General features: G+C 57.4%; 13 protein-coding genes. 8 read left to right on the forward strand and 5 right to left on the reverse strand.

Translation table 11 applies throughout. The features are described 5' to 3' along the window. Both ACOVRA_RS07375 and ACOVRA_RS07380 read left to right on the forward strand, forming a co-directional pair. A partial coding sequence (locus ACOVRA_RS07375) for an ATP-binding domain-containing protein (protein WP_421719724.1) occupies positions 1-263 on the forward strand: 263 nt, incomplete at its 5' end. 40 nt (positions 264-303) lie between these two features. After that, the gene (locus ACOVRA_RS07380; RefSeq protein WP_421719725.1) at positions 304-1032 is read left to right on the forward strand and encodes an acid phosphatase; all 729 of its coding nucleotides are present in this window, start codon (positions 304-306) and stop codon (positions 1030-1032) included. Here the strand turns inward: ACOVRA_RS07380 and ppc are convergent, their stop codons facing one another. Both ppc and ACOVRA_RS07390 read right to left on the reverse strand, forming a co-directional pair. Further along, positions 1033-3714: a phosphoenolpyruvate carboxylase gene (ppc, locus tag ACOVRA_RS07385; RefSeq protein WP_421719726.1), complete on the reverse strand. Its 2682-nt coding sequence runs from the start codon at positions 3712-3714 to the stop codon at positions 1033-1035. A 116-nt stretch (positions 3715-3830) separates the two neighbouring features. After that, positions 3831-4880, reverse strand: coding sequence for an HpcH/HpaI aldolase/citrate lyase family protein (locus ACOVRA_RS07390; protein WP_421719727.1), 1050 nt, complete (start codon positions 4878-4880; stop codon positions 3831-3833). 109 nt (positions 4881-4989) lie between these two features. On the opposite strand from ACOVRA_RS07390, the gene truA reads away from it, so the two are divergent. Then, a complete protein-coding gene (gene truA / locus ACOVRA_RS07395; protein ID WP_421719728.1) occupies positions 4990-5748 on the forward strand; it encodes a tRNA pseudouridine(38-40) synthase TruA in 759 nt (252 codons plus the stop codon). 64 nt (positions 5749-5812) lie between these two features. Here the strand turns inward: truA and ACOVRA_RS07400 are convergent, their stop codons facing one another. Beyond that, positions 5813-6709, reverse strand: coding sequence for a LysR family transcriptional regulator (locus tag ACOVRA_RS07400; protein ID WP_421719729.1), 897 nt, complete (start codon positions 6707-6709; stop codon positions 5813-5815). Between the two features lie 95 nt (positions 6710-6804). Here ACOVRA_RS07400 and ACOVRA_RS07405 point away from each other — a divergent pair, with 95 nt between their 5' ends. From ACOVRA_RS07405 to ACOVRA_RS07415, 3 genes are read left to right on the forward strand one after another with little or no spacing between them, the layout of a single operon-like run. Next, positions 6805-7677, forward strand: a complete 873-nt coding sequence (locus tag ACOVRA_RS07405) for an SDR family oxidoreductase (RefSeq protein ID WP_421719730.1) — start codon at positions 6805-6807, stop codon at positions 7675-7677. Beyond that, positions 7674-8306, forward strand: coding sequence for a glutathione S-transferase family protein (locus tag ACOVRA_RS07410; RefSeq protein ID WP_298230045.1), 633 nt, complete (start codon positions 7674-7676; stop codon positions 8304-8306). The genes ACOVRA_RS07405 and ACOVRA_RS07410 overlap by 4 nt, the downstream gene beginning before the upstream one ends. A gap of 11 nt (positions 8307-8317) precedes the next feature. Then, on the forward strand, positions 8318-8647 hold the full coding sequence (locus ACOVRA_RS07415; RefSeq protein ID WP_421719731.1) for a DUF1330 domain-containing protein: 330 nt from the start codon (positions 8318-8320) through the stop codon (positions 8645-8647). Here ACOVRA_RS07415 and ACOVRA_RS07420 read toward each other — a convergent pair. Then, a complete protein-coding gene (locus ACOVRA_RS07420) occupies positions 8644-9393 on the reverse strand; it encodes a chorismate mutase (RefSeq protein ID WP_421719732.1) in 750 nt (249 codons plus the stop codon). The two genes, ACOVRA_RS07415 and ACOVRA_RS07420, sit on opposite strands and share 4 nt — an antisense overlap. 127 nt (positions 9394-9520) lie before the next feature. Here ACOVRA_RS07420 and murJ point away from each other — a divergent pair, with 127 nt between their 5' ends. Then, on the forward strand, positions 9521-11125 hold the full coding sequence (gene murJ / locus ACOVRA_RS07425; RefSeq protein ID WP_421719733.1) for a murein biosynthesis integral membrane protein MurJ: 1605 nt from the start codon (positions 9521-9523) through the stop codon (positions 11123-11125). Positions 11126-11140: 15 nt separating this feature from the next. Then, complete coding sequence (gene trpS, locus ACOVRA_RS07430) at positions 11141-12160, forward strand: tryptophan--tRNA ligase (protein WP_421719734.1); 1020 nt, start codon at positions 11141-11143, stop codon at positions 12158-12160. On the opposite strand, the gene ACOVRA_RS07435 is transcribed toward trpS, so the two are convergent. Then, the gene (locus ACOVRA_RS07435; RefSeq protein ID WP_421719735.1) at positions 12157-13722 is read right to left on the reverse strand and encodes a sodium:solute symporter; all 1566 of its coding nucleotides are present in this window, start codon (positions 13720-13722) and stop codon (positions 12157-12159) included. The genes trpS and ACOVRA_RS07435 overlap by 4 nt on opposite strands. Positions 13723-13769: the final 47 nt, after the last annotated feature.

Here is a 13769-nt window from a genome sequence, read left to right on the forward strand (position 1 = left end):
TGCGGCCCGCTTGGGCGCTGACGGTCCACAAAGCCCAAGGCCTGACCTTTGATGCTGTCCATGTCGACTTTGGACGCGGCGCCTTTGCCCATGGTCAGACCTATGTTGCGCTGTCGCGTTGCCGCACCTTGGAAGGCTTAACGCTGTCGCGCCACTTGCGCCGCACCGATGTTCGGGTCGATGATGCCGCCTTCGCCTTTGCCGATAAGGCGGTTTATGCCGATCTTGGTGCGTTTCGGGTTGGCCGGATCGAGCAGGATTAGCGCGGTTCCGGGTGCACGGATCGCACCCAAAGGAGTTCTGATGTTCATGCGTTTCCCATCCTTTGCCCGCCCTTCCTTAGGTTGGGTCCTTGCCGGCTTCATGCTGACGTCGGCTGTCATCAGCTGTGCGCAAGCAGATGACATAAAGGGCTATTTGCCTGCGGCAGTTGCCGTGGCCAATTTCCCAGCGGCACCCGCACCCGGTTCAAAGGCAGATCAGGATGACCGCGCCGCTTCCTTGGACCTACAAGCCAAGCGCACGCCCGAACGCGTCGCCCTCGCCCAAGCCGATCAAAAGCTTGAGGTCTTTTCGGCTTTCGGTTCCGTACTTGGCCCAAAGGTGACGGAGGCGAGCGCGCCAAACCTTGCCCGCTTAATGGCCCGCTCCTTGCGCGATGTGGGTGCAACCGTATTGCCATTTAAAGAGCTCTATAAGCGCCCCCGTCCGCCCTTGGCGGATCCGGCGGTGACGGCTTGTGTGCGCTTGCCAGAAAATGGCTTGAATTCTTACCCATCCGGTCATGCCATGTGGGGTGCCATGGCAGGCACGCTCTTGGCAGAACTTGTCCCCGCAAAGGCAGACGCCCTGAAGGCGCGTGGCCTAGATTTTGGCCTCAGCCGCGCGGTGTGCGGCGTGCATTACCCCAGCGATGTCGCGGCAGGGCAAGCCCTCAGCGCGGCGCTCTTGGTGGAACTGCACAAGGATCCGGCCTTTAAAGCGGATTATGAGGCGGCAAAGGCCGAACTCGCGGCTTTGCTGCAGCCCTGATTAGCCCGTATTGCGCAGGCCGGCGGAAATCCCGTTGATCGTCAATTGAATGCCCTTTTTGACGGTTTCGGCCTGCGCACCCTCGGGGCCTGCGCGCAATTGCTTGATCAATTTCACCTGCAACAGGTTCAGCGGGTCAAGATAGGGCATGCGCAAGCTGATCGAGTGGGCCAAGGCGGGGTTATTGCCCACCAGTTCTGCCCGCCCCGTCACAAGCTCTAAGGCTTCCAAGGTCTTGTGCCACTCGGCTTCAATGCGCGCGAAAATAGCTTTCGCCATGTCTTGGTCGTCCACCAACTCACTATAGCGGCGCGCAATCTCCAGATTGGCCTTGGCCAGCACCATTTCGATGTTGGAAACAAGATTGGCGAAATAGGGGCTGGATTGATAAAGCGCCTTTAACTCCGCCGCCGCCGTGGGACCCGCGGCCTCTTGAAAGCTGGCAATGGCACTACCAAAGCCATACCAGCCCGGTAAGTTGACGCGGGCTTGCGACCAACTGAATACCCAAGGAATAGCGCGCAAATCCTCGATCCGACCCGAAGCCGTGCGAGCGGCAGGGCGGCTGCCGATCTTCAGATCCACAATCTCCTTTAAGGGCGTAGATTGGTGGAAATAACGTGCAAAATCAGGAGTATCATACACAAGGCTACGATAGGCTTTAAAGGCAAAACCGCTCAAACGTGGCATGATACGATGCAAGGCCTCTTCTTGTGCTTGATCTACCGGGTGAAGGGCAGCTTCTAAGCTCGCTCCGACCAAAGTCTCCAGCGACACGCGTGCGCTGTCTGGATGGCCATACTTTGAGGAGATGACTTCGCCTTGCTCGGTCACCGACAGGCCCGATTCCATGCTGCCAGCGGGCAGTGCAGCGATCGCATCGCGCGAAGACCCGCCACCCCGGCCAATCGAGCCACCACGACCATGGAAGAAGCGCATGGTCACGCCCAATTCCTTGCCCAAAGCAACTAGGCGGCCAATCGCACCGCGCACTTCCCAATTGGCCGTCAGATACCCACCATCCTTATTGCTGTCGGAATAGCCGATCATCACTTCTTGCACCGGATTGGTCGCCGCGCGGGCGCGGGCAACTTCTGGCAAGGTCAGCCAGGTCCGCATGATGGCTTCACTGGCCTGCAAGTCTGCGATGGTTTCAAACAGTGGGGCGATGGCAATTTGCGGGCTGGGGTCGGGCGATAGAGCAAACAAACCACCCTCTTTCAACAACAGGGCCACTTCCAGAAGGTCTGACACACTGTCGGTCTTGGAGACAATCACACGTCGCAAGACTTCGCCGCCCACAGCGGTGCGAATGGCCCCAGCCTGCCAGAATACTTCCAATTCTTTCAGCGTTTCCGGACCGTAATTGGCATAAGGTGTGGTCAAATTGCGGGGGGAGCGCCATTGCGCGCGCAATATTTCAATGCGGGCTTCCTCGGACAGGCTCGCATAATCGGCTTCAATGCCTGCAGCGGCCAGCAATTCGCCAATTGTACGCTCATGCACGTCAGAGTTTTGGCGCAATTCCATCTGGGCGAAGTGGAAGCCGAAGACCTTTACGCCCGTGATCAAGCGCGCCAGGCGTCCATCGGCAACATCGCCTGCGGCATGAGCGCGTAAGGAATCGCCCACGATCTCAAGATCCGCGATCAATTCGCTCGGGCCGTGATAGGCCAAGGCTTCCAAATCGGTGGGGCGGGCAGGGGCCTTTTTGGTAATGGCCTGATAAGTCGCCGCAAGTCGGGCATAAATCCCCCGAATGGCCTGCCGATAGGGCTCGTCTGCCCGGTGGGGGGAAGCATCGTGCCCGGCCTCTGCCAAGCGTGCCAATTCCGGTGATACAGCCGTCAGCTCAATCGAAATCGACAATTCACTGCCCAACTGATGCAATTCTTCGAGGAAAGAACTTAACAGCAAGCTGGCATGCGACATCACCGCATGGGTCAGGGTTTGAGCATTCACGAAAGGATTGCCGTCGCGGTCACCGCCGACCCAAGAGCCAACGCGTAAAATGCCCGGCAATTCTTTGCCCAATCGCCGTTCCAGCCGCCGGATAAGATTGGGCATTTCTTTCAGAAAAGAGCGGCCCAAAACGCTGGCGACATTGGCGATTTCATCGGCCACCTCAATGCGTTCACCGCGCAGCACGCGGGTCTGCCACAAAAGCCGGATTTCCCGACGCAACCGCTCAAACCGCATGTCGCGCCCATCGACGACGTCAATCCGCGCATCCAAGGTATCAGAAATTGCCGCTTCCCGGTCCAGCACGCTTTTGCGGCGCACTTCGGTCGGATGGGCGGTCAGGATAGGGGCAATCACCATTTTCGATAGCACGTCAGACACATGGTCCACTGTCAGGTCTGGCCGCGTGCTCAAGAGTGCTAGCGGGTCTTGGCGGACGGCTTGGGTACGGCTGACATAATCATCGGCCAGATTGGCCAATTGCGAAAATACGCAAAAGCCATGGATGAAGACCAAGGTTTCATCTAGTTCTAACCCGTCCAACAAGCTGACGGTCGCGCCCCGAGGGGCTTGTCCGCGATATTCGCGCACCGATTCAGAACGTATGGACTCAATGGCATCAAACAGGGCGTCGCCATGTTGATCCTTGATCACTTCCCCAAGCAGGGCACCTAAGTCTTTGATTAAGTCGCGCGCGGACGCTAGATTGGTATCGGGCATGCCGCCTTTTGGCGACAAGTTTCCTTTAGGGCAAGTGGCTGGCTGTGTTGCCATCCGGTAGCGCTGCTCGCGCCTGTGTCGCGGGCACGGCCTGCCCGCGTCTCAGGCACATGCGATCAGAATCCGTAGGCTGCGGCCATATCTGGGTCTTTGGCAGCGACCAATTTGGCGCTATCGACCATAACTTTGGCCTGCTTCCACGTGGCATCATCCTGCATTTTGCCGTCCAGCATGGCCACGCCACTGCCATCGGGCATGGCTTCCAAGATGCGCTTAGCAAAGGCAATTTCAGCAGGATCGGGGCTGAAGACTTTCTTTGCAATGGCAATTTGGTCTGGGTGGAGCGACCAAGCTCCGGCGCAGCCCATGATGAAAGCATTGCGGAATTGCTGTTCGCAGGCCTCAAGGTCCTTGATGTCGCCAAATGGGCCATAGAAGGGCTTGATACCGGCAGTTTGACAGGCATCGACCATTTTCGCGAAAGTATAATGCCAAAGATCTTGCTGGACGCTGACCCGGGCGCTGCCATCGGCATGGGAGTCTTCCACGACGCGATAGCCCGGATGTCCCCCACCCACGCGGGTTGTCTTCATGGCGCGGCTGGCGGCCAGATCTGCGGGGCCAAGGCTGATGCCCTGCATACGGGGGCTGGCTAAGGCAATCGCATCAACGTTAGCGACGCCTTCGGCGGTTTCCAAGATAGCGTGCAATTGGATCGGACGGGTGACGCCCGCCTTGGCTTCCAATTGGGCCAGTAATTGGTCGAGATAGTGAATGTCCCAAGGGCCTTCGACCTTAGGCACCATGATGACATCGAGTTTGTCGCCGACGGCGGCGACGATTTCCATCACATCGTCCAGCATCCATGGGCTGTTCAGGCAGTTGATCCGGGTCCATAGACCTGTCCCCAAAGCGGCAAAATCGGTCTCGCGGGCCATCTCGATAAAGCCTGCGCGAGCGGCTTCTTTCGCGTCTGCCGGAATAGCGTCTTCCAAATTGCCCAAAATAACGTCCACGCCCTTGGCAATCTCGGGCACTTTGGCGCGCACCTTTTCCAGATGCGGCGGCACAAAGTGGATCATCCGCTCCACTTTAATCGGTAGATCACGGTATGGCGCAGGCGCACCAATGGCGAGGGGTTTGAAGAAAGCGCGGGGAGTTTTCATGAGCATAAGTTCCGTATTTTCATTTTTCTCTGCGCTAGGCTGACGAAGCCAAAAGGTCAACGCAGCAAGGGGGTTCGCAAGCGGCTAAATGCTGCGCTAAACGCTTCTGATGCAGCGTTGGAAACTGACCCTTGAGTATGACGGCACCAATTTCGCTGGTTGGCAGAGCCAATCGGATGGGAAAGGCGTGCAAGACACGGTTGAGCGCGCCATTGTGGCGATTGAGGGCGAATTGCGCCGAACCCATGCCGCAGGCCGCACCGACCGGGGCGTGCATGCGACTGGCCAAGTGATCCACGTCGATCTGGCAAAGAACTGGGCCCCGTTTCGTTTGCAAGAGGCGTTGAATGCGTGGCTGCGCGATTACGGCCCGGTGGCGATCCGTCAAGTGGAGGCCGTTCCCGATAGCTTTCATGCACGCTTTTCGGCGCAAGCCCGGGGCTATTTGTTCCGCATGGTCGACCGCCGCCCACCCTTGACCTTAGAGCTGGGACGGGTGTGGCGCGTGTCGCAGGAGCATGATGTCGCGCGTATGCAAGAAGCCGCCAATCATTTTCTCGGCACACATGACTTCACGACCTTCCGCGATGCCGATTGTCAGGCGAAAAGCCCGATCAAGACCTTAAGTCGCTTTGATCTATGCCGGGTTGAGGGCGTCTTTGGGCCGGAAATCCAAGCCCGGGTGCAGGCCCGCTCCTTCCTCCACCGCCAAGTGCGCTCCATGATGGGGACCTTATCGGAAGTGGGTCGCGGGAAATGGAGCCCGGACGATGTTCGCGAGGCGTTAGAAGCGCGTGACCGCAAACGCTGTGGCCCAGTCGCCCCAAGTGACGGGCTCTATCTCACCGACGTCTATTACGAGGCCTAAGTTTTTGGTTGATGTTGAGGGACAATCGGCCAACTCAGCGCCGTGACAGCACAAGCCGGACGGCTTATCGATCCGGGAAATGGGCAACGGCCAGATCAATGAAGGCCCGGACTTTGGGCGTCAAGTAGCTGCTACTCGGGAAAATGGCATGCACGGGCTCTGGCTCTCGCTGCCAATCGGGAAGCACTTGCACTAAAGTACCTGCATCAACTTGGTCTTTGGCGAGGATCCACGGGAGTTGTGCGATGCCAAGGCCTGCAAGTGCCCCATCCCGTATCGCAAAGCTGTTATTGAGGCTCATGCGGGGAGACAAGGCGATGCGTCGGACTTCACCCTTGGATCTTTTGAGTTGCCATTCTCTGTTCTGGCCACTTGTCGTGAACACAAGCAGGTCGTGGTCGGTCAGGGCTTTTGGTTCTTCTGGCCGGGGGTGGCGTTCAAGATAGGATGGGCTTGCAAATAGACCGTAGTGGACTTCCCCAAGTTTGCGCGCCACGAATTGGGAATCCTGTAATTGCCCAATTCGGATTGCCAGGTCGAAGCCCTCATGGATGATGTCGACAAGGCGCGCTGAATAATCGGCGTCAACTCGCATCTCGGGATATTTCGCCAAATAGGCCCCGATCCATTGGCTGACGGCCAGCATGCCAAATTCAACACCACAACTCAAACGCAGAACACCACGGGGTTCACCGAGAAATCGCTGAGCCGCGCGCTCAGTGTCTTCAACGGCATCTAGAACACCGATGGCGCGGTGGTAAATGTCCCGTCCGACTTCGGTTAGCGTGAGGGCGCGCGTGCTGCGCTCCAACAGGCGCGCGTTCAGCTTGCGCTCGAGCTTGCTCATCACGCGTGAGAGGTGTGCCTTCTGCGCGCCCATTTGTTCAGCCGCGCGGGTGAAGCTGCCGGTCTGGACGACTTTCACCAGCACCTGAAGCTCGGAGAGTTCGATTGTTGTCATATTCAGCAACGATTAGTTGTTTGTCACATTATTTATTCATTCCTCGGCAAAGTCCATCTTAGCCCTGTTGCTGACGAACAGGAGCAAACATACAGATGAAAATTCTTGTCACAGGTGCCACGGGCAATACGGGCAGCGAAGTCACGCGCCAACTTCTCGCCGCGGGCCATGCCGTGCGAGTCCTCGCCCATAGTGCGGACTCCGCCGCGAAACTGCCCGATGGGGTGGAGATCCAGATGGGTGATTTCGACGATGCCTCGGCGCTAGCCGCGGCTTTTAATGGAGTGGAAGCCGCTTATGCCTTGACCCCCGTAAACCCCAAGAGTGCGGAATGGATGCAGCGCTTGGTAGATGTGGCGCAGAGCTGTGGGGTGCGCCGCTTTGTTAAACTTTCCGGCATGACCGCCGGAGCCAACTCGCCCGCCGCCCTTATCCGCAGTCACGGACAAACCGATGCCTATTTGCGCCAATCGGGTATAGGCTACACGATCATTCAGCCGAATTCATTTATGCAAAACCTGCTCTGGAGTGTGGAGACGATCCGATCACAAGGGGCATTTTACCAGCCCACGGGCGATGCAAAGCAAAGCCTTGTTGACATTGCAGATGTCGCGGCTGTCGTTGTCAAAGCGCTAACCGAAGACGGTCATCTGGGCCAGACCTATGTGCTCACGGGGCCAGAATCCCTCAGCTTCGATATGGTCGCCGATAAAATTGCATCCGCGATTGGCAAGCCCGTCCACTATGTCGCGGTCCCCGGTGTGGCTGCAGAACAATCGATGCTCACGGCGGGCATGCCCGCTTGGATGGCCCACACGCTGGTGGAGTTTTATAGTGCTGTTGCCACGGGTGCCTTCGCGGCCACCACGCCTGACGTTCAGAGTCTGTTGGGTCGTCCTGCCACATCTTTTGATGCCTTCATGGCGCGTCACGCCGCTCTATTCGGCGAACAGGGGAATGGAACATGATCCGCGTCTATAGCTGGCAAACGCCTAACCCGAAGAAAGTGATCCTCCTGCTTGAGGAATTGGGCTTGCCTTATCAGGAGATTATGATTGATCCCCTGTCCGATGCTGTGCGCAGCGACGGGGTTCTTGCTGCCAGTCCGAATGCCAAAATTCCTGCCATCGTCGACGAGCACGGCCCGACTGGGCTGCCCCACACCGTCTTCGAAAGTGGAGCCATTCTCATTTATCTGGCGGAGAAGGCGGGTTCTGACCTGCTCCCTCGGCAAGAGCCTGATCGGTCCACAACGTTTCAATGGCTTATGTGGCAAATGGCAGGCATTGGACCCATGATCGGGCAATATTTCCACTTCACTGCCCTTGCGCCGGAAAAGCTGGACTATCCAATCTCCCGCTATCAACGCGAAATGCATCGGCTCTTGACTGTATTGAACGCTCAGTTGAGCCAGCATGCGTATGTGGTAGGTGCCAATTATACGATTGCTGATATCGCCATCTTCCCTTGGGTGGCCGCCCTCCCGCCCCTGCTGTCAGTGGATTTCACACCTTATCCGCACGTTCAAGAATGGGTTGAGAGGCTGCAAACCCGTCCGGCTGTACAGCGGGCCTATCCGCAGCCACAGCAACCATAGGATCTGCCCAAATGTTCCAGCAATCCTTTCGTGCCGATCAGGCCGTCTTGGTGCTCGTCGAAGTTTTGGATGTTTTGGATTCTGAGACGATGCGGGATTATGTTGCTGCGATTGCGCCGCAGATGGCCGAGGTCGGCGCCCGTAATCTCACCTCGGGATGGCACCTGCATCAGGGCACAACCGAAGCCATCAATATGGTTGTTTCTTACTGGCCCACGGCGCAGACCTATCTCGATTGGCAGGCCTCAGCAGCCTATAGACCCTGGGCAGAAAAGCGGATGAGGGCAGCCCGCATTCGAACGCATTTGCTGCCTGTGATCGAGGCAGCGTTCGCTTCCTAAGCCAAAGCGAAGCTACCAATCAGGCGGACGCCCGCCTCCAAAGGCTCATCGAGGTCGATAAAGCCCGGAATTTGGATAAGGACCATGTCGCCCTGCTGGCTGAGGACATGACCCTGATAGCCTGCCAAGGCTGCTTTAGGGCCAGCCAACAGACTGATGTCCCCGCCAGAGGCTTCAGGTGCACGATGGGCGAGCAGCAGCGAAGCGGGTGTGCCATTGGCGACAATTTGCGGGCTTGCGGCGCAGACATGTACCCCAGCAAGGCTCACGTCCAACAAATCAACCCACCAGCTGTGTGTGTCCGTTGGCCAAGGCAAGCACGCAATGGTTCTTGCCCCCTGTTTGGCGGCCATCAAAGCCTCAGAAGCCGATAGAATGCGCGTCTCGCTGGCGGAGCCAAAGGCCAGCTTGGCCCAAGGGGCCGCTTCTAATGTGGTGACGACATCCAGCCCACCTTGGGCCGCCAGATTGGCCGCAATCAGCGCCCGCCATACCGCTGCGGCCAACGCCGGGTCTAGGTCTGGCTCCCGCGTGATAAGCCCGCGCAAAATGTCGATCTCACGCGCAGGACGCCACCCAAAACCTGAATCGCCAGCAGCCTTTTTAGCTTCTGCGATGGCTCGGGCAAGGCCAGAACGTTGCGCAATCAGGCGCGCCAATTGCCCGTCAATGGCGTCAATCGCCTCCCTCAGGGCCGTCATATCGGTAGGGAGGGGAGCGGACGAACTGGGTGCGGGCATATTCATGCCTCAACCATGGTGAAAAAACCTTGTTTGCGCAAGATAATTGCCTGAATTTGGTCAATGTCAGCAGCCACCCTCCCGCAATTGATCCGCACAGGTTAGTGGTGCAGCAACTGGAGCTAATCTGTCGATGTCGCTTGCCCGCAATACCCTTGTTCAAGCTGGTTTCACCTTATTGAGCCGCCTGTTGGGCTATGCCCGAGACCGCGCGATCTCTAATTTGTTGGGTGCAGGCTGGGTAGGCGATGCGTTCGCGACGGCGCAGACCTTCCCAAACCTGTTCCGCCGTATCCTCGCTGAAGGGGCCTTTAGTCAGGCCTTTGTGCCGCTTTATGCCAAGACACAGGCCGAGATTGGCAAGGATAAAGCCGCCGAAGTGGCCAGTCAGGCCTTTTCAGTGCTGACCTTGGTTGCGGCCTTGGTGACGATCCTCGCGCAATTGGCCATGCCATGGATCATGCTGGTGATTCACGGTGGCTATGCCGACAAACCCCAGGCCTTCCAGTTCGCCATCCTGCTAACCCAGATCACCATGCCTTACCTCGTTGGCATGGCCATGAGTTCGCTGTTTTCAGGTGTATTGAATACCGCAGGCAAGTTTGCGCTGTCTGCGGCGGCACCGACGCTCTTGAACCTCACGATTTTAGCGGCTGTGATCTTTGTGAAAGAGCCGACGCAAGCAGCTTTGAATGCGGCGGTGGCCATTACGATTGCCGGGATTTTGCAGGCAGCGGCGCTATATATAGGCTGTCGGCGCTTAGGCGTGCGCATCGGCTTTCGCGTGCCGCGCTTAACGCCCGAAGTAAAAGCCATTGTCACGGTGATGGGCCCATCGGTGATTGCAGGCAGTGCCACGCATCTGAATGTCTTGGTCAGCCAGTCCCTTTCAAGCTTTGAGGTTGGCGCTAAATCCTGGCTCTATGCGGCAGACCGCCTGTTTCAGCTACCTCTGGGCCTAATCGGTGTGGCGATTGGGGTAGCCTTATTGCCGCGCCTCGCCCGCGCCGTTGCCAGCCCCGAAACGGGCGACGACACCAAGGCCTTGGATGAGGCCTTTGTGCTATCTATGGCCTTTACTTTGCCAGCGGCCGCAGCTTTGGTCGTGGTACCTTTTTTCCTGATGCAGGGCTTTTGGGCGGGTGGCCAGTTCACCGAAGCCGATGCGCGCGCTACCGCCGACGCGTTGTTTCACTATGGCTGGGGCGTGCCCGCCTTTGTCCTGATCCGCATTCTGGCCCCACCCTTCTTCGCGCGGGGCGACACCAAAAGGCCGATGAATTTCGCTTTGATCAGCGTTTTGGTGAACATCGGCTTGGGGGCCTCCCTCTTCTTTGGTCTGCGCGCTTTGGGCCTGCAGGGCTATGTCGGCCTTGCCATAGCGGCCAGCGTTTCGGGCTGGGCCAATGCGCTTTTGCTCGGCTCAACCCTTTTGCGAGAACGCATCTGGCGACCTGAACCGTGGGTGATTGGCAAGTTCCTCCGCATCGCTGTGGCCACCGCGGCTATGGCCACCGTGTTGGGAATCGCCGCCTTAAACCGGGTTCCCATTGAAGGCTGGTTTGAAGCCAGACTGGTATTTGGTAAGGAAGTGGCGACTTTATTGGTTTGCTTGCTGGGTGCGATCGTTTATGCGGCAATCGCTTTCCTCGTGCGGGCGGTTACTATGGCCGACATCAAGTTGGCTTTGCAAAAGCCCGCAGGTGCCCCTGCTGCCTCCGCGCAAGATGAGTTTTAGAGTAAGAAGACTGATATGACCGACTTAATGAAAAAGCGGGTATTCTCCGGGGTTCAACCGACCGCGAACCTACACTTGGGCAATTATCTGGGCGCGATCAGGCGCTTTGTTGAATTGCAGAACGAGCCCGCCACCGAATGCATTTATTGCGTCGTGGATTTGCACGCTATTACGGTACCGCAAGACCCTGAGAAGCTGCGCGCGCAAAGCCGTGAAGTCGCCGCCGCTTATCTGGCCGCTGGCGTAGACCCCGTTCGCTCGGTCATTTTCGTGCAATCCAATGTATCCGCCCATGCGGAGCTTGCTTGGATCCTCAATTGCGTCGCCCGCATGGGCTGGTTAGAGCGCATGACCCAGTTCAAGGATAAAGCGGGCAAAAATGCAGAACGCAGCTCGGTTGGCTTGTTCGACTATCCGGTCCTGATGGCCGCAGACATCCTGACCTATAAGGCCACCCATGTGCCCGTGGGCGACGACCAGAAGCAGCATCTTGAATTGTCGCGCGACATTGCAGCCCGCTTCAATTCAGACTTCAAAGTCGACGGCTTCTTTCCCTTGCCAGAGCCCATTATTGGCGGGCCTGCGGCGCGCGTGATGAATTTGCAGGATGGGACCAAGAAGATGTCCAAATCTGATCCGGCGGATAATTCGCGGATCAATATGACGGATTCAATCGACGTCTTGGTCAAGAAGATCAAAAAGGCCAAGACCGATACTTTGCCGATGCCAGCCCATGTAGACGAGTTAAAGGGCCGGCCGGAAGTTGATAATCTGGTCAGCATTTATGCGGCTTTGTCGGGGCAGACCAAAGAACAAGTCGTGGCTGAATTTGTCGGTGCTGGCTTTGGCATCTTTAAGCCGCGTCTGGCTGATCTGGCAGTCGAAGCCCTTGGGCCAACGATCACCGCGATGGCCAATTATCTCGCAGACCCTGCCCAGATTGATGCGATCCTGCGTGCAGGGGCAGACCGCGCCAATGCGATCGCCCAGCCGATCTTGAAAGACACCAAAGCCGCTGTTGGCTTTTGGTCTTAAACCGCCGCACTCGGGGCAGGCTGAGACTTCTTCGTCTGCCCCAATTGGCACACCAGAAACGCCACGGTCGTGCCAATGCACAATTGCCACGGGAAGGCGAGGCTCTTCCAAGCAGGCGGTAAGCCGAAATAGTCCACGATATAGGCTTGCTGCAGCAGGATGGTGATGAAGCCAGCGATCAAAGCGGCGATTACGCTGGCGGTAGAGCCGCGCTTGGTAAAGACGGCTGTGATATAAACGCCGGATAAGCCTGAATAAGCAAACGTCATGACCGACAGCACAAAGGTCAGAAGCGGCGTGTCGGTATATTGTTGCCAATAAAAGCACAGGATCGACATGGCGAATAAGGCGAGGCCCAGCACCACCATGCCCAATTGGCCGGCCCGCACATAATGGGCTTCAGGCTTTGGCCCGCGCTTGTCGCGCCAAGGCCGGTAAAAGTCCTGCACCAAAACCGAGGACATCGAAATCAGGCCGGAATTGACGGCAGCGGCTGCAATCACCCCCACGGTCACAAAGCCACGCAGGCCCGGTGGCATTTGGGTCAGGATAAAGGTCATGAAGACGGTTATGTCTTGCCCATCAAACTTGGTCATCACCTCTTGGCTGCCCTCTTGGATCATCAGGTCTGGCCGCTGGTAAAAGACATAGAGAAGCGAGCCAATGGTCATGAAGATCAGCACGACAGGGATGGTGGCAAACACCGAAACAAACATGGCTTGATTGCCTTGCTTGGCATCCTTGCAGGCCAAGAGGCGCTGGGACGTGTCTTGGTCGAGGCCGAAATTACACGCATTCAAGATCGCCACCCCGGTAATCAGGGCCCAGAAGGAGAAGGGCGCGCTGAAATCCAGGCTGAAATCGATCAGTTGCAGCTTATTGGTGCCCTCTGGCGTATGGGCAAGGCCCTGCCAAATCTCGACACCTGAAGCCGGGATCTTCATCAAGAGGAAGACGACTACGGTCAAAGCGGCGGTAACATAGATCGCGACTTGAACCAGATCGCTCCAGATGATGGCGTTCAAGCCACCGATAAAGGTGAAGATCAGCCCAAACACCAAGAGTAAAAGCGAAGCTTGGACGATATGTTCTGGCGCGATGTCGCCAAACATGATCATCGAAACCGCAATGGCGGCCAGATAGAGGCGCGCGCCACTGGCCAGCACGCGGCCTACCAAATACATGCCCGCCGCTGCCTGCCGCGCCGTACGGTCGTAACGCTTTTCGAGGAGTTCATAGACGGTGGTCGCCTGCATGGCATAAAAGCGCGGCATCAGGACAAGGGCGACAATGATTGCGCCTAAGGCCGCGCCGATATTGCTGCCCAAATAGGTGAAATCACCGCGATAGCTGGAATCTGGCGCACCCAGAAAGGTTGCCGCCGATTGGCTGGTGGAGAGGACCGAGATGGCAACCAGCCAGATCGGTACGTTGTTGCCAGCCAGAAAATAATCATTGGCCTTGGCCATCTTGCTATTGGTCGCCAAAATTCCGGCAATGGCGATGATGGCGACATAACCGCCCAAAATCACCCAGTCTAAAGCGGTAAACCCAACAGCCATGGCCCAGCTTTCCCCAAAAAGCAGATACCAAAACTCTATGGCATAAG

It is taken from the genome of Aquidulcibacter sp., from assembly GCF_049239865.1.
GTDB lineage: Bacteria > Pseudomonadota > Alphaproteobacteria > Caulobacterales > Aquidulcibacteraceae > Aquidulcibacter.